Source organism: Ruania suaedae (assembly GCF_021049265.1).
Classification (GTDB): domain Bacteria; phylum Actinomycetota; class Actinomycetes; order Actinomycetales; family Beutenbergiaceae; genus Ruania; species Ruania suaedae.
Window position 1 is genome coordinate 2,768,711 of the sequence record NZ_CP088018.1, and the last position, 15,964, is coordinate 2,784,674.

The 15,964-nt window shown below is 70.8% G+C and carries 13 protein-coding genes; 7 read left to right on the forward strand and 6 right to left on the reverse strand.

What is annotated here, in order from left to right; translation table 11 throughout:
• Nucleotides 1–45 precede the first annotated feature (45 nt).
• Entirely contained in the window at nucleotides 46–1,020 is a 975-nt protein-coding gene (locus LQF12_RS12710) for an acetylxylan esterase (RefSeq protein ID WP_231053292.1), read from the reverse strand.
• Nucleotides 1,021–1,232: 212 nt separating this feature from the next.
• Between LQF12_RS12710 and LQF12_RS12715 the strand changes: the two genes are divergently transcribed.
• The 5 genes from LQF12_RS12715 (at nucleotide 1,233) to LQF12_RS12735 (ending at nucleotide 7,927) form a co-directional block, all read left to right on the forward strand.
• Complete coding sequence (locus LQF12_RS12715) at nucleotides 1,233–2,513, forward strand: ABC transporter substrate-binding protein (protein WP_231053293.1); 1,281 nt, start codon at nucleotides 1,233–1,235, stop codon at nucleotides 2,511–2,513.
• Nucleotides 2,510–3,448 (forward strand): carbohydrate ABC transporter permease, encoded by a 939-nt coding sequence (locus LQF12_RS12720; protein ID WP_231053294.1) that lies wholly within the window; start codon nucleotides 2,510–2,512, stop codon nucleotides 3,446–3,448. Before LQF12_RS12715 ends, LQF12_RS12720 begins: the two co-directional genes overlap by 4 nt.
• A gap of 100 nt (nucleotides 3,449–3,548) precedes the next feature.
• Nucleotides 3,549–4,370, forward strand: coding sequence for a carbohydrate ABC transporter permease (locus LQF12_RS12725; RefSeq protein WP_231053295.1), 822 nt, complete (start codon nucleotides 3,549–3,551; stop codon nucleotides 4,368–4,370).
• A gap of 5 nt (nucleotides 4,371–4,375) precedes the next feature.
• On the forward strand, nucleotides 4,376–6,721 hold the full coding sequence (locus LQF12_RS12730) for a glycosyl hydrolase family 95 catalytic domain-containing protein (RefSeq protein WP_231053296.1): 2,346 nt from the start codon (nucleotides 4,376–4,378) through the stop codon (nucleotides 6,719–6,721).
• Nucleotides 6,722–6,730: 9 nt separating this feature from the next.
• Nucleotides 6,731–7,927, forward strand: a complete 1,197-nt coding sequence (locus LQF12_RS12735; protein WP_231053297.1) for an ROK family transcriptional regulator — start codon at nucleotides 6,731–6,733, stop codon at nucleotides 7,925–7,927.
• 18 nt (nucleotides 7,928–7,945) lie between these two features.
• On the opposite strand, the gene LQF12_RS12740 is transcribed toward LQF12_RS12735, so the two are convergent.
• Nucleotides 7,946–9,352, reverse strand: a complete 1,407-nt coding sequence (locus LQF12_RS12740; RefSeq protein WP_231053298.1) for a PrsW family intramembrane metalloprotease — start codon at nucleotides 9,350–9,352, stop codon at nucleotides 7,946–7,948.
• Nucleotides 9,353–9,435: 83 nt separating this feature from the next.
• On the opposite strand from LQF12_RS12740, the gene LQF12_RS12745 reads away from it, so the two are divergent.
• Together LQF12_RS12745 and LQF12_RS12750 are read left to right on the forward strand one after the other, a co-directional pair.
• Nucleotides 9,436–10,638, forward strand: coding sequence for a class I SAM-dependent methyltransferase (locus LQF12_RS12745; RefSeq protein WP_231053299.1), 1,203 nt, complete (start codon nucleotides 9,436–9,438; stop codon nucleotides 10,636–10,638).
• A 45-nt stretch (nucleotides 10,639–10,683) separates the two neighbouring features.
• Nucleotides 10,684–11,835 carry a glutamate--cysteine ligase gene (locus LQF12_RS12750; protein WP_231053300.1) on the forward strand — a complete coding sequence of 384 codons (1,152 nt, stop codon included), beginning with the start codon at nucleotides 10,684–10,686 and terminating at the stop codon, nucleotides 11,833–11,835.
• Between the two features lie 300 nt (nucleotides 11,836–12,135).
• On the opposite strand, the gene LQF12_RS12755 is transcribed toward LQF12_RS12750, so the two are convergent.
• The 4 genes from LQF12_RS12755 to tsaD form a co-directional block, all read right to left on the reverse strand.
• The gene (locus tag LQF12_RS12755) at nucleotides 12,136–12,738 is read right to left on the reverse strand and encodes an HAAS signaling domain-containing protein (protein WP_231053301.1); all 603 of its coding nucleotides are present in this window, start codon (nucleotides 12,736–12,738) and stop codon (nucleotides 12,136–12,138) included.
• Nucleotides 12,735–13,097 carry a PadR family transcriptional regulator gene (locus tag LQF12_RS12760; RefSeq protein WP_231053302.1) on the reverse strand — a complete coding sequence of 121 codons (363 nt, stop codon included), beginning with the start codon at nucleotides 13,095–13,097 and terminating at the stop codon, nucleotides 12,735–12,737. The genes LQF12_RS12755 and LQF12_RS12760 overlap by 4 nt, the downstream gene beginning before the upstream one ends.
• A gap of 108 nt (nucleotides 13,098–13,205) precedes the next feature.
• Complete coding sequence (locus tag LQF12_RS12765) at nucleotides 13,206–14,891, reverse strand: glycoside hydrolase family 3 N-terminal domain-containing protein (RefSeq protein WP_231053303.1); 1,686 nt, start codon at nucleotides 14,889–14,891, stop codon at nucleotides 13,206–13,208.
• The gene (gene tsaD, locus LQF12_RS12770; RefSeq protein ID WP_231053304.1) at nucleotides 14,888–15,952 is read right to left on the reverse strand and encodes a tRNA (adenosine(37)-N6)-threonylcarbamoyltransferase complex transferase subunit TsaD; all 1,065 of its coding nucleotides are present in this window, start codon (nucleotides 15,950–15,952) and stop codon (nucleotides 14,888–14,890) included. Before tsaD ends, LQF12_RS12765 begins: the two co-directional genes overlap by 4 nt.
• Nucleotides 15,953–15,964 lie beyond the last annotated feature (12 nt).

The window sequence follows — 15,964 nt, forward strand, 5'->3', positions numbered from 1 at the left end:
CGCGCGATCCCCCGCCGATCATGGATGGGCGGGGGATCGCGCGGCTCAGCCCAGGCGCTCGCGCAGCCAGCGCACCTGCCGGTGCCACTGGTGGAAGGCCCCGCCCTCGTGGCCGTTGAAGCCGTACACCTCGATCTGCTTGTCCGCGCCGGGGACGGCATTGAACGCTGCGAACACCGTGGACGGCAGGACGACCTCGTCCATGAGCGCCACCGAGAACAGCGCCGGCGCCTGGATCCGCCGGGCCAGCACGGCACCGTCGACGTAGGACAGCGTCCGCAGGACTGACTCGGCCTGGTCGCGGTGGACCGAGAGGTAGCGCGTGATCTCGGTGAACGGCGGGTTCGGGGTGCGGGTGACGGCGCGCGGGAAGTCGCACAGGAACGGCACGTCCGGCATCGCGGCCCGCACCTGCGGCGACAGCGCCGCGGCGGCGATGGCGATGCCGCCGCCCTGGCTGCCGCCGGTGACGGCGATCCGTTCGGGGTCGACGAACGGGAGCCGGGCGACATGGTCGAGCAGCCGGACGGCGTCGGTGTAGACGCGACGGTAGTAGTAGCTCTCGGGCGAACTGATGCCCTGCGTCATGAATCCCGGGGTGGCGGGACCGGAGCCGTGCGGATCGGGGGTGCCGCCGCCGGTGCCCCAGGCGCTCCCCTGCCCGCGGGTGTCCATCAGCACGTGCACGTACCCGGCTGCCGCCCAGGCGAGCTTCTCTCCGGCCAGGCCGCGGCCACCGCCGTAGCCGACGAATTCCACGACCACCGGTCGCGGACGATCTCCCCGGGGCCGGGTGATCCAGCCGCGCACCGGGTCCCCGGCGAAGCCGGGGAAGACCAGGTCCTCGACGACGAGCTCGGTGAGCGGTTCGTCGACCGGCGTCAGGCGTGCCGGCTCCTCGTGGCGGCGCGCAACCGCCAGGGTGCGGGACCAGAACTCGTCCAGGTCGGCCGGCTCCGGCAGATCGGGCGCGTAGGCGCGGAGGTCGTCGAGGGGCATATCGGTGTAACTGAGGGCCATGAGGGCATCCTTCCATCAGTCATCGGATGTCTGGTGCGAGGCGCTGTTGACTTTTTGTTCCTTATCAACACAAAATAGTCGCGCCGATCGAGCACGCACGCCGTGCACGTCGGCGATCCGGTGGGGTGAACAGACGACCCCGCCTGGCACCGACAACGCTGTCCGGAAAGGGAACCCACATGAGTGCACGTCACCGTCGATCACGGCGAGGAATGCGAACAGCCGCAACGATGCTGGCCGGCGCTGTCGCCGTCACCGGGATCGCGGCCTGCTCGCCCGAGGAGGGGGCGAGCACGAGCGGTGAGCCGGTCGAGGTCGAGTTCTGGGGCTGGGTCCCTGGACTCGAGGAGCTCGTCGCAGAATGGAACGGGGACAACCCGGACATCCAGGTCACCTTCCATCGGATGACTGGCGATGACGGTCAGAAGGTCGAAGCCGCCGTGGACGCCGGGGCCGGACCGGACCTGGTGCAGTTGAGCACCCACAACCTGCCGGACTACGTCATCGCAGAACGCGTGCAGGACATCACCGACTACGTGGCCGAGGACGAGAGCAACTACACACCGGCGTCGTGGGCGTCGGTCAGCTTCGACGGGCGCGTCTTCGGGGTGCCTCAGGGCATCGGGCCCGCGGCCACGATGTACCGGCACGACATCTTCGCCGAGCACGGCATCGAGTTCCCCGGCACCTGGGAGGAGTACCTCGATGCAGCACGCGCGCTGCGGGAAGCCGACGATGACCTCTACCTCGCCAATCTCTCGCCCTCGGAGATGGGCCAGTGGGTCCAGGAGATCCAGCAGGCCGAGAGCAGCTGGTACGGCATCACCGACGACGCCTGGACGGTCGGCGTGGATGACGAGGGCAGCCGGCTCGTGGCGGAGCGGTGGCAGACGCTGATCGACGAGGACCTGGTGACCACCGAGCCGATGTGGACCCCGGAGTACTGGTCGCTGGTCAACGACGGCACCATCGCCTCCATCACCTATGCCGCCTGGTTCCCCAGCATCCTCGCGGAGAACGCCTCCGGCCTGGCCGGGCAGTGGTCGGTCGCGCCCATGCCCACCAACACCGGCTCGAACAACGGCGGTGACTCCGGAGGTGCAGCGGTGGTCGTCCTCGCGAACGCCGAAGCACCCGAGGCTGCGGCCGAGTTCGCCAGCTGGCTGAACGGCTCCGACGACACGCAGGAGGCACTCATCACCGAGGGCGGCCTGTTCCCCTCCACCGAGAACGGGCTGTCCTCGCCCGCACTGCTCCAGGAGAACGAGTTCTACGACGACCAGGTGATCAACGAGGTCTTCATCGAGGCCGCCGAGAACACCCCGGCGACGTGGGTGGAGGGACCGAACTTCGGGTTCATCCAGACCACGATCCTGGACGAGTTCGCGGAGGTGGTCAACGGTGAGCAGACCTTCATCGAGGCCCTGGAGATCACCCAGGAGGCCGCTGTCGCCGACCTCGAGAACCGCGGCCTCGAGGTCACCTCGCCATGAGCACGGCCACCGTCGGAGGTTCACGGCGCCGTCGTCACGGCGCCGTGAGCCCCTGGGCCCCGTACCTCTTCGTCGCCCCGTTCGTGCTGCTGTTCGTGCTCTTCCTGGTCGCGCCGATCGCGGTGGCGGTCGTGAACAGCCTGTTCTCACGCCAATCCAGCGGGCTCGGCTTCAGCGGTTCGAGCATCGAGTTCGTGGGCCTGACGAACTTCGCGCGGGCCTTCGCGGACCGCGACTTCATCGAAGGCTTCCCCCGCGTGCTGCTCTACGGCGCGGTCCAGGTCCCGGTGATGATGGCCGTCGCCGCCACCATCGCGCTGCTCTTCGACACGGCGTTGGTGAAGGCACGGCGATTCTTCCAGTTCGCCGTCTTCCTGCCCTACGCCGTTCCGAGCGTCATCGCGGCCCTGCTGTGGGGCTTCCTCTATCAGCCCTCGGTCAGCCCGATCCTGCAGTTCTTCGAGTCGATCGGCATCACACTCAGCCCGCTCGCCTCCACCGTGGTGCTGTGGTCGATCGCCAATGTGGCGCTGTGGTCGCTGATCGGGATCAACATGATCATCCTGTTCTCGGCGCTCCAGTCGGTGCCGCGGGAGATGTACGAGGCCGCCCGTATCGATGGCGCCGGAGAGGTGCGCACCGCGTTGCAGATCAAGCTCCCGATGATCGCCCCTGCGCTGCTGCTGACCACGCTCTCCTCGATCATCGGGACCCTCCAGCTGTTCAACGAGCCACAGGTGCTGCAGACGATCACCTCGAACATCCCCAGCGACTACACCCCCAACATGGCGATCTACGCCACCTCCACCTTGGGCAAGGACCCCCACCTGGCCTCAGCGATGGCAGTCATCCTCGGCCTGGCCACGCTCGTGGTCTCACTGCTGGTGCTCGCCGCGAACAAGCGCACGACGAATCGAGCCAACCATGGTCTCTAGCCCCGTGTCCCTGCGCGAGCCCGCGCCCTCAGCCCCGGTCGCCCCCAGACCCCGGCGGCGCACTGCCTTCGTCCACGGCGACCGCGTCTCACGAGGGTGGATGATCGTGGCCACGGTGATCATGGCGATCGCTGCGATCTACTTCCTGGCGCCGGTCGCGTGGCTGGTGATCGCATCGACGAAGTCCACCGGGGATCTCTTCTCCACCCCGGGCTTCGCGTTCGCGGAGTTCAACCTGTTCGAGAACCTCTACGACCTCAGCACCTATCAGGGCGGGATCTTCTGGCGGTGGGGCCTCAACTCGATCATCTACTCGGTGATCGGCTCAGCCCTGACCACGATGGTCTGCGCGATCACCGGCTACGCGCTGGCCGTCTACCGCTTCCGCGGCAGGTCCGCGCTCATCTCGGTGGTGCTGGCCAGCCTGCTGGTCCCCGGCACCGTCATCGCCCAGCCGACCTACGTCCTGCTCGTCACGCTCGGACTCGACAACACCTACGCCGGGCTGCTGCTGCCGGCGCTCGTCTATCCCTTCGGCGTGCTGCTGTGCTTCATCTTCGCGCAGTCCTCGGTACCGATGGAACTGGTCGAGGCGGCCCGCCTGGACGGTGCCGGTGAGTTGCGCATCTTCGTGGCGATCGGCCTCCGCCTGCTCGCCTCCGGCCTCGTCACGGTCCTGCTGTTCGCCTTCCTCGGTAGCTGGAACAGCTACATCCTGCCGCTGCTCGTCCTCACCGACTCCGAACTGATGCCGCTCACGGTGGGGCTGACCGGATGGAACCAGGCCTCGATCACGATCCCCGGGCTGCAGATCCTCACCGTCGTCGGGTCACTCGTCTCGATCATCCCGATCGCGATCGTCTTCCTCTCGCTGCAGCGGTTCTGGAAGGCGGGACTCACCGCCGGGAGCGTGCGAGGCTGACGACCATGACTGCACGGTTGCGCTATCGCTCCCCGGCTACGCGGTGGCTGGAATGCCTCCCGCTCGGCAACGGCACCCTGGGCGCCATGCTCGACGGGGGCACCGCCTCCACCCGGATCCGGCTGAACGACGAGACCGCCTGGTCCGGATCCCCGGCGAGCGAAGCCTCCGGCGGCCTGCTGGACGCCGAGAGCGCCGCCGCCTGCCTGCGGGCGGCGAGGAGCGCCGTCGAGGAAGCAGACCCCATCGGGGCCGCCCGCGCACTCCTGCCCACCCAGGCGCGGTACTCCCAGACCTTCCTCCCCTTGGCGACGGCGGAGCTCATCCGCGAGATCCCCACCGCCGGCTACCAGCGCGAGCTCGACCTGCGCACCGCCCGGCATCGCACGAGCGGAACCGTGGCGGAAACCGGAGCGGAGAGGTCGGTGGAGGGTGGGGCCGTGGTGGAGACCACCTTCGTCTCAGCACCCCATGGGGTCCTCGTGCACCGGATCCAGGGAACGGCCCTGACCGGGCTGGAGCTGCAGACGCCGCACCAGGTGCTGGAGCATTCCTGCGACGCCGACGGCGGCGAGCTGTTGCTCCGGCTCCCCCGGGACGTGTCCCCGACGCACGAGCCGGATGCCGTCCCGGTCACCTGGGCCGACGGCCCGGGCGACTCGCTCGAGGGCGCCGTCGTGGTGGGGGTGCGACGAGAGGGTGCGACCACCCTGCTGGTGATGGCGACCGAGACGACGTACGCGGGTCTGGGCCGCCCCCCGCACGGCTCGGCGCGCGACGCCGTGGAGGTGGCCAGGCGCCGTGTGCAGGCAGCGCTCGGGCTCGGCTGGGACGCCCTCGCCCGGGCGCACGCCGAGGACTACGAACCGCGGTTCGCGCGCGCCCGGATCACACTCGGCACACCGCACCAGCACGCCGAGGTGGCACACCTGAGCCCACCTGAGCGGGTGCACCGGGCGGAGCAGACGCCCTCCGCCGTGGCCGCCGACCCCGGGCTGCTCACGTTGATGTTCGACCTGGGCCGCTATCTGCTGCTCTCCTCCTCCCGGCCCGGGTCGCTGCCGCCGACGCTGCAAGGAATCTGGAACGAGCAGATGCAGCCACCGTGGAGCTCGAACTACACCCTCAACATCAACGCCGAGATGAACATGTGGGCGGCCCACACCACTCGACTTGAGGAGTGCGCCGAGCCACTGCTCGACTTCGTCGAGGCACTGGCCGAGGCCGGACAGGACACCGCCGCGCGGCTCTACGCCGCACGCGGCTGGGTCGCGCACCACAACAGTGACGCGTGGCTGTTCACCTCCCCGGTCGGAGGCGGGCACGGCGACGTACGCTGGTCCGCCTGGCCGATGGCTGCCCCCTGGCTGGTACGGCACGTCCTCGATGCCGTCGAGTTCGGCGGTATCGACGAGGCCACTGTGCACCGGATGTGGCCTGCCGTGCGCGGCGCGGCAGCCTTCCTCCTCGACCACGTCCGTCACCGTGAGAACGGGGAGTGGACCAGCGCACCGGCCTCCTCACCCGAGAACGCCTACCGGACACCCTCAGGCGAGGAGGCCGCCCTCGACACCACCACGGCCATGGATCTGAGCCTGACACATGCGGCGTACACGACCGCCGTCGAGGTCGCGCGTCACCTGGGCATCGAGGATGAGGTGGTGCACGAGTGCCGTGAGCGGCTGCCGCTGTTGCCCTCCGAACCGGCGGTGGGCGCGGACGGCACCCTCGTCGAGTGGGCCCGCGAGCGCACCTCGACCGATCCACATCATCGGCACGTGAGCCACCTGTTCGGCCTGTACCCCGGTCACGGCCGGTTCTCGGCGCAGGCGAAAGAAGCCGCGGCCCGCACGCTGGCAGCCCGGGGTGATGAATCGTCGGGCTGGTCGTTGGTGTGGAAGGGGCTGCTCTGGGCCCGGCTGGGTCGAGGGGACCGGGTGGAGGCGCATCTGAACCTGCTGCTACGCGATGCCGAATCGCTCTCCGGCGCCTTCGCCGGCGGCGTCTACCCGAACCTCTTCGCAGCCCACCCGCCATTCCAGATCGACGCGAACCTCGGGTTCCCCGCGCTTCTCGCCGAGGCCGTGCTGCACAGTCACGACGGCATCCACCTGCTGCCGGCGCTGCCACCGGCGCTGCCCACGGGGCGAGCGGAGGGGCTGCTGGCCCGGCCCGGGATCGTGGTGGACCTGGCGTGGGCGGGGGGCCTGCTCACGACGGCGCACCTACGTTCGCGCTCCGGTCCCGCTCCGGTGCGGGTGCACTGGGCAGGTCGGGCACTGGATCGGGTGGTGACGCCGGAAGGCATCGAGCTGCAGGCATCCGACTTCGGCGATGACGGGCGACCGTAGGCTGTGGCCGTGGAGACCTCGACACCGCGAGGGTCGAGCTGGCCGGCGGTCCCGGACACCGAACGCCGGGTGCTGCTCGAGCTGCTCGTCCACGGCGCCCTGCCCCGCGTGCGGATCGCCGAGCGTCTGGGCATGTCCCGCACGAGTCTGTCCCGGATCACCCGCACCCTCCTCGATGCCCAGCTCATCGCGGAAGGGTCCTCGGTGCCACTGGGTGGTCGCGGGCGGCCGGCCGAATCGCTCCACCTGCGCCACGACGCCGCCCACTTCGCCGGGATCAAGCTGACAGCCGAGACGATGTACCTGGTGCTCACGGACCTGCGCGCGCAGCCCGTGGCCGAAGTGGAGCGAGCGTTGCACTCGCGTGCCGTTCCGGACGTCGTCGCCCTGATCGCCGACTCGATCACGGAGGCCGCGGCGCGTGGGACCGGACGTGCCCGCAGCACCGGCAGTTCCGGCAGTTCCGGTGTCGTTGATGTCGTCGGCGTCGGTATCGCGGTGGCCGGAGACATCCGACCCTCCGCCGAAGGCCTTCTGCTGCGCCACTCGAACTTCCTCGGATGGGACGCCGTCCCGCTGGGGCAGCTGGTCAGCGCGGCGACGGGCCTGCCGGCGACGGTGGTCAACGATGTGCACGCCCTGGCCGGGGCGCACCACTGGTTCGGCAGTGACGCCAGCCACCGGTCGCTGGTGGTGTTCGGCGTCGGCGCCGGCATCGGTTCGGGTGTGGTGATCGACGGTGTCCTGCACCCGGGCGCGCACGGTCGCGCCGGCCGGGTCGGACACACCCGGATCGGCGGCAAGGGCCGGCGATGTGAGAACGGCCATCTCGACTGCGTGCACAGCTTCGTGACGATCCCGGCCACCGAGCACAACGCCGGCGTGGCACCGGGCGAGCACGCCCTCGCGCTCGCCCGGGCGAGGCGCGGTGAGGAACGCGCACTGCGCGCCTTTCAGGCCGCCGCCCGTGCGCTCGGGGCGGTCGTGGCCGACGCCGTCAACGCCTTCGACCCCGAGGCGGTGGCGATCATGGGCGAGGGTGTGGACATGCTGGATGTCGCACCGGAACACGCACATGCTGCGATGTCGGAGTTCCTCGAGCAGGGCGATCCCGACGATGTACCGGTGCAGCGCCCGCCGTTCACGTTCGGCCTGTACGCGCGCGGTGCGGCAGTGGCAGCGATGCGCGAGCTGCTCAGCAGTTGAGCAGCTCGCGCGTGCCGCTCACACCCTCAGCGCCGTCTTGAACTGCGCCCGGGTGCGCCCGATCGTCTCCAGCAGCACTGCCTCGTCCTGACGGGCGCGGATGCCGGTGTGACCGGTGTAGAGGTCCTGCCGGGCGTAGGCCAGGTTCACCGCCGCCTTCTGGAAGGACGTCATCGCGGCCGCCGCCTGGGGGCCACCGCGGGCCGCCCAGGCCTTCGCCTGGCGGCGCCCCGCCATCGAGGTCAGCATCGTGACCTCCTGCGGCACCAGCCAGCCCGAGGGCACGTACTCGCTCAGCCGCGCCCCCAGCAGCTGCGTCTCCTTCTTGCGCAGCCAGACCAGGATGATCGCCCAGATCACCAGCGGCACCCAGTTCAGGAACAGGAACATCGCGGCCAGGCCGCCCAGTGACCCGGTGTAGCTGGCGGCACCGTTCCACGCCCCGTGCAGCAGGACCGCGCCCAGGTAGCCGAGCGGCATGAGCCACAGCCACGCGTGCTTGCTGCGCTGACGTGAGGCCAGGCCGAGCGCCACCCCGATGCAGGCGGTGTAGATGAGGTGACCGAAGGGCGAGGCGAGCCCGCGCATGATGAACGTGAACGCCATCCCGTCACCGGCACCACCGAGGTACTGGATGTTCTCCACGAACGCGAACGCCGCGGCGATCACCGAGGCGAAGACGATCCCGTCCACGGGGCCGTTGAACTGACGCCGCCGGACCAGGAAGATCAGCAGCACCCCCAGGCCCTTCCAGAACTCCTCGACCACCGGGGCCCCGAAGACGGCCGGCATCACCGCCTCGGGCATCGACGGCGACACGAGGTTGCCGAGGGCGAGGCCGAACGGCAGGTTAAGCAGGCTGGAGAGCCAGACCGCCACCCCACCGCCCCAGACGAAGGCCGCAGCGAGCAGGAGACGCGGCTCGGGCTCCCACCGGTCCACCCAGAGCACCGCGGCGCCGACGATGGCCAGCGGCACCAGCGAGAACAGCGCCGCGACGACGATGTTGCCCACGCCCATACCGAGGGCCATCAGGCCCACGATCGACAGCACGCCGAGCGCCCCAACGGCCAGCAGCAGGATCTCGAACACCACCCGGCGGCGCGGGTGCCTCGGCGGCGCCGTCACCCACGGGTGCTGCGCCGAGGGCGCGTACTGCTCCGACGGCGGCGTGACGGCAACCGGGGCAGGTGCATAACCCGGGTGGCCGCCGTACTGGGTGCGACCCTGCTGTCCGCCGTACTGCGGGTGCGCAGCGCCACCGTAGGCGGCCTGGTACTGCGGTGCGCCCGGCTGACCGTGGTGCGGCTGGGGGGCCTGCCCGTACGCGGCCTGCTGCGGCGGGGAGCCCTGCTGCGGCGGCGCGTACGGCTGGCTCGGCCGCTGCTGCTCGGGCAGGGGACGGTTCGGCGGTTGATAGCTCACAGCGCGAACGCTAGCCGGTCCGGCGACGATGAGCGAGAAGCGGTGGTGGGCCGATCTCCCCGTGCCCATGACAGGATCACAGGGTGGACCGCCGCACTCTCGCCCAACTGCTCTCTCCCGAGGGCTGGGCACTGCTCGCCCAGCTCCCGCCCTACGACGAGAGTCAGGCTCTCCGGCTCGCGGAGGGGCTGCGCGCACGCGGCCTCGACCCCGATCTCGTGGCGGGCGCGCTGACGCAGAGCCGGCTGCGCACCCGCGCCCGCACGAAGTTCGGTGAGTTCGCCGCCGAGATGCTCTTCACCGAGAGCGGCCTCGAGCAGGCCACGCGATTGAGCGTGGCCGCCCGGCACGCCCGCCGGTACTCCGCCGCGGGCGTGCGCCACGTGGCCGACCTGGGGTGTGGGCTCGGCGCCGACGCCATGGCCATGGCCGCCCTGGGCCTGCAGGTACTCGCGGTCGAGCTGGACGAGGAGACCGCGACCCTGGCGACCGTCAACCTGCGCGCCTTCGAGCAGGCCCAGGTGCGGCTCGCGGACGCCACCACCCTCGACCTGGCCGCGGAGGGCGTCGATGGCGTCTTCGCCGATCCGGCCCGGCGGACGCGCTCCGGCGCCCGGGTCTTCGATCCGCGCTCCTACTCCCCCGATCTGGACACCCTGCTCGCGCTGCGGGAGCAGGTGCCCAACCTCGGCCTGAAGGTCGGGCCGGGCGTGCCCTACACGGCGCTCCCCTCCGAGACGCACGCCCAGTGGGTCAGCGTCGACGGCAGCGTCGTTGAGGCAGGGCTGTGGTTTGGCGACCTCGCTCACGAGGGCTCCGGCCGCAGCGCCCTGGTGCTCCAGGGCGACCAGGCCCACACGATCACGGGCCCGGGCGATGCGGACGCCCGCCCGGTGCAGGCGGCCGCCGCCGACCTGGGCACGTTCCTGTACGAGCCGGACGGCGCGGTCATCCGCGCCGGGCTGGTGGCCCAGCTGGCCGAGCAGCTGGACGGGGCCCTGGTGGACGAGTCGATCGCGTACATCACCACCGCCGGTGCTCGCGAGACCCCCTTCGCCACGGGATACCGGGTGCTGGACTCCTTCGACTTCGGCCTGAAGCGACTCCGGGCCTACCTGCGCACGCGGGAGGTGGGGCGGCTGACAATCAAGAAGCGAGGCACCGCCGTCGTGCCGGATCAGTTGCGCCAGCAGCTCGCACTGAACGGGCCGGAGGAGGCCACGATCGTGCTGACCCGGCTGCGGGGCAAGCAGAGCGTGATCGTGGTCGAGCCGCTGCGGGCCTGACCGGCGCGTGGCACCGGCGGGCCGGTGCGGTGCAAGGATGGGCGGGTGACGATCGAGTTCTCCCCCTCCACGCGGTCGACCCTCGGGATCGAATGGGAGCTGGCCCTGGTGGACAGCGACACCGGCGACCTGCGCCAGGTGGCCCAGACGGTGCTCGACGCGGTCGCCCCCGCTGATGGCTCCCAGCACCCGACCATCCGGCAGGAGTTGCTGCTGAACACGGTCGAGATCGTCTCCGGGGTGTGCCGTTCGGTGCCGGAGGCGATGGCGGACCTGCAGCGTTCGACCGCCCTCGTGCGCGAGATCACCGATCCGCTCCGGGTGGAGCTGGCGTGCGCGGGTACCCACCCGTTCGGGCACTGGGGGAACCAGCGCGTCACCGACAAGGAGCGCTATGCCACGCTGATCGACCGGACCCAGTGGTGGGGCCGCCAGATGCTCATCTACGGGGTGCACGTGCACGTGGGGATCGAGTCACGGGACAAGGTGCTGCCGATCCTGGGGGCGCTGCTGACCTACTACCCGCACCTGCTCTCGCTCTCGGCGTCCTCGCCGTTCTGGGACGGACGCGACACCGGCTACGCCTCCAACCGCGCGCTGCTCTTCCAGCAGCTGCCGACGGCGGGGCTGCCGTTCACCTCGATCACCACCTGGGCGGACCTGGAGCGCTACGTCGACGACATGCTGCTCACCGGGGTGATCGACGAGTTCGACGAGGTGCGCTGGGATCTGCGGCCGTCCCCGAAGTTCGGGACCCTGGAGATGCGGATCTGTGACGGCATCTCGAACGCACTGGAGCTCGCGGCGGTGGCGGCGCTGACGCACTGCCTGGTGGAGAAGTTCTCCCGGATGATCGACGCCGGCGAGGAGCTGCCGCGGATCTCACCGTGGTTCCTGGCCGAGAACAAGTGGCGCTCGGCGCGCTACGGGATGGAGGCGATCATCATCCTGGACGAGGCCGGCAACGAGGAGCTCGTCACCGATTCGCTGCAGGCCGTGCTGGCCGACCTCGCGCCGATCGCCGCGGACCTGGGGTGTGCCGCCGCACTGGACGGGGTGCGCGAGATCATCCGCACCGGCGGATCCGCGGCGCGCCAGCGCGTGGTGGCGGCCGGGGGCGCGCCGGGCGACCTGGCGCGGGTGGTGGGGCACCTGGTGGACGAGTTCCACGCCGGGCGGCCGATCGATCCGCGCTGAGGCCGTGCGGGCAGGCTTCAGGGGGACGCCTCGCCGTCAGGGCTCGCCGCGCCGCGATGAGCGCGAGCCCGACAACGGGCCGAATATTTGACCCTATCGGCCTTCAGGGGTCGAACTTTCGTCCCCTGCAGGACCGGACGAAGGCTGCCAGACGAGGCCGTGACCGGATCGACACCGATGCGTGGAGTGCGGGGCCATGCTGCAGCAGACTGACGCATCCGTGTCGATCCCGTCACGGTGATCGGCGGAAAGACGACCTCGCGTCGTCAACGGTCAGGCTTGAACTGCTGGCGTCATCGCTCAGGACCGACCACGCTGGAGCTGGGCGGCGCGTCTGGAGCCGCGGATGACGAGGACCAACAGCACCGCGATGGCGACGATCCCGAGGCCTGGCCCGACGAGCAAGCGGTCCCTGCCCGTGATGAAGTACAGCATCGTGAGTGCCAGTCCGAACGGCACGATCGTTGCGCCGAGAACCTTCTCCAGCGCGGTCCACAGGTTCGACAAGACCAGGGCTGCGAGGACTGCCAGGAGCGGGAGCCACGCGATTGGCGTGAAGGAGAACAACCCGATGATCAACAGCCCGGTCGTGACCGTCGGCGGAACCCAGCGCCCACCGAACTGCTCCCGCCAGCGGTCGAGTGTGTCGGTACCGGGACCGCTCGACACCGCCGCATGTCGCTCCGCCAGCGCCGCCTCGGCCACCTGCCCCGGCGATCCCAGCTCGGACAGGATGCGATTCGCATCTGCCTCACCCGGCTCCCCCGGCACCTCGGCGAGCGCGGCATCGATGTGCTCACGCACCCCGTCGAGCACCCCGGCCCGCTCCACCGGCTCCAGCGCCGCGAGCAGCCGCGCGAGATCGTCCTGATAGCGGGCCAGCCGCTGGGTTGCCTCGGTCATTCGTCGTCCCCCAAGTTGGAATCGACGGCGTCCCGAAACGGTGACCAGGCGCGGATGAACACCTCGAGCGCCTGCTCACCCTCCCCGGTGAGCGCGTAGTACCGGCGCGGCGGCCCGGACGTCGACTCCTGCCAGTGGGTCTCCACCAGCCCCGACTTCCGCAGTCTCGCCAGCAACGGGTACAGCGTACCCTCACCGCTCATCAGCACGCCGTCCGCGCTGAGCCGGCGGGCAATGTCCCGGCCGTAGGAGGCACCCGCGCGCAGGGACGCGAGCACGCAGTACTCCACGGCGGCGCCGGCAGGTACCGAGCGGCTCCGCACCCCCTGGGAGCCCGCATCGGAATCCAGTTTCGGCATTGGAATCCGCGTGTGGAGCGTCAGAACCGGATTCCAATGCCGAAGGTGGATTCCCATGACTGGCGAGTCGATCTCAGTCCTGCCCGGTCCCCTCGTCGCGGGAGCCCCTCAGCAGGCAGTCGCCGCCAGTCCCTCGACCTCGATCGGCAGACTCCCCGGCGCTTCCGCCTCTCCCGTCAGCACAGCGGCCACGGCGTCCATCGCCCCGGCCGTGCGACCGAACGCGGCGATCTGCACGGGGGCGTCGCTACCGGCCAGTAGCCACGGCGCGTCCAGGTCCACGGCCACGTCCGCCCTCCCCGACGGCGTCGCTGCGGTGATCAGCCGGAGGTCGGTGTCCGCGGGCTGCTCCAACGGCACCACCTCCAGGCCGGCGCGCTCCGCCGCAGCGGCGAAACCCTCCCAGTCGTCCGCAGATCCGCCGCGCACGTGGATGCGCGGCCCGGCCAGCGCTCCCGAGCACTCCCCCTGAACGAGGGTCACGGCCGCGGCGCTCAGGTCCGCGGAGGCCTCGGCGCCGGCGTCGGACTGATCGATCTCGACGGCACCGGCCTCCTCGGCCGATTGCTCCTGCCACTGCATGAGCGCGATCACCCGGCCCGCTGCTTCGTCCACCCGCTCGCGGTCCAACGTCCCGTCCTCGAGTGCACTGACAATCCCGTGGTGTGCCTCGGCCACGTCGGTCGGGCCGAGCAACAGGTCCGCGCCGGCCGCGAGCGCCTCGACGGCGATCTCCTCGGCGGTGCGGGTCTGCGTCAGCGCTCCCATGTCGAGGCCATCGGTGATCGCCACCCCGGTGAAGCCCAGCTCCTCGCGCAGCACTCGGTAGGCCTCCGGTGACAGCGACGCCGGCACGCCCGGATCCCACGCCTCGACCGAGATGTGACCCATCATCACCGTCGGGGCACCGGCGTCGATCCCGGCCTGGAACGGCATCAGGTCCCGCTCGGCCAGCGCCTCGGCGGAGGCGGACTGCACCGGCAGGTCCTCGTGCGAGTCCACGGTGAGCGCCCCGTGGCCCGGGAAGTGCTTGAGGCTGGACACCACGGCGCCGTCGGTGAAGCCGTCCACGGCGGCGACCACGGCACGAGCTGCGCGGTCGGCGTCCCCGGCCGGAGCCCGATCCCGGATCACCGGGTCCGCTGCCCCGATCGTCACGTCCGCGACCGGCGCGAAGTCGTAGTTGACCCCGCTGGCCCGCAGCTCGGTCGCCATCGCCTCGGCGGCCGCGGCCACCACCTCGGGATCGTCGGCTGCGCCCGCAGCCATGAACGGCGGGAACGAGGTCCAGTCCCCCGTGTCCGCCGACAACCGCTGCACCAGGCCGCCTTCGTTGTCCACCGACACGATGGCGGGCCAGTCCCGCCCCGACTGCGCCTGCGCCTCCTGCACCGCCTCGGCGGTCGCGGCCACCTGCTCGGTCGAGGCGACGTTGTTCCCGAACACCACGAGCCCACCGAGGTGGTACTCGCTCAGCCTGGCTGCGGCGTCCGCCGGGTCCGTTCCCGGGAAGCGGGCGAGAATCACCTGTCCGGCGACCTCCCCCGGACTCATCCCGGCGGCGACCTCGGTTGCCGCGGCCACGTCGTCCTCGGTCGGGCCCCAGGCGAGCGACTCGGAGGTCGGCGACGGGGAGTCGCTGGGCTCCGGCGTCGGCTCCTCGGTAGGCGAGGCGGACGGGGACGGCGAACCCGAGGGCGCCGCCTCCTGCCCCGTGGGCGAGGTGCAACCCGCCAGTGCGAGTGCACCGGCGGTCGCCAGAGCGGCCAGGCGCGCGGAGGTGGGGAGCCTCATGTAGTCGCCAGCACCTGGGTCAGGGGCATCTGGGAGTCGATGGTGATGTCCAGCTCCGAGGGCGGCAGCCCCGCTGCCACCACGGCGGAACCGAGCGCGGCGATCATCGCGCCGTTGTCGGTGCAGTACCGGATCGGCGGAATCCGCACGTCGATCCCGGCCTCACCGAAGCGCTCCGTGGCGAGCGCGCGCAGCCGGCTGTTCGCCGAGAACCCGCCCCCGATCACCACGCAGCGCACCGAGCGTGCCTCGCACGCGGCCAGGGTCTTGGTGACCAGGACGTCGGCGACGGCCTCGGAGAAGGAAGCTGCGACGTCGGCCGCGGGTACCTCCTCGCCGCGGTCGGTGAAGCCCTCCACCACCCGGGCCACGGCGGTCTTGAGCCCGGAGAAGGAGAAATCGAAGGCGTGGGCGGCCATGTCCTTGGGGCGGGAGAGCCCGCGCGGGAAGGCGAAGGCGGCCGGATCGCCCTGCTGGGCGAGCTTGTCCACGTGCGGCCCGCCCGGGTAGGGCAGGCCGAGCAGGCGGCCGACCTTGTCGAAGGCCTCCCCCGCGGCGTCGTCGAGGGTCTGGCCCAGCTCGACGACGTCGGTGGCGATGTCGCGTACGTGCAGCAGGCTGGAGTGCCCGCCGGAGACCACCAGTCCCAGGAACTCCTCCGGGAAGGGGCCGTCCACCAGCGCGTCGACCGCGACGTGACCGAGGATGTGGTTGACCCCGTACAACGGCACCCCGAGCGCGAGGGCGAGCGACTTGGCCGCCGCCACGCCCACGGTGAGCGATCCGACGAGCCCGGGCCCGGAAGTGACCGCCACCGCGTCGATGTCACCCAGGCTCACGCCGGCCTTCCCGACGGCGGAGCTCAGGGTCGGCCCGAAGGCCTCCAGGTGCGCACGGCTCGCGACCTCGGGCACGATCCCACCGAACCGTGAGTGCTCGTCCATCGAGGAGGCCGTGACGTCGGTGAGGAGCTCGGTCCCGCGGACCAGGGCGATGCCGGTCTCGTCGCAGGAGGTCTCGATGCCGAGCACGAGGGGCGCGTCGTGGTGCACTGATGCCATGAGCGCCAAGCC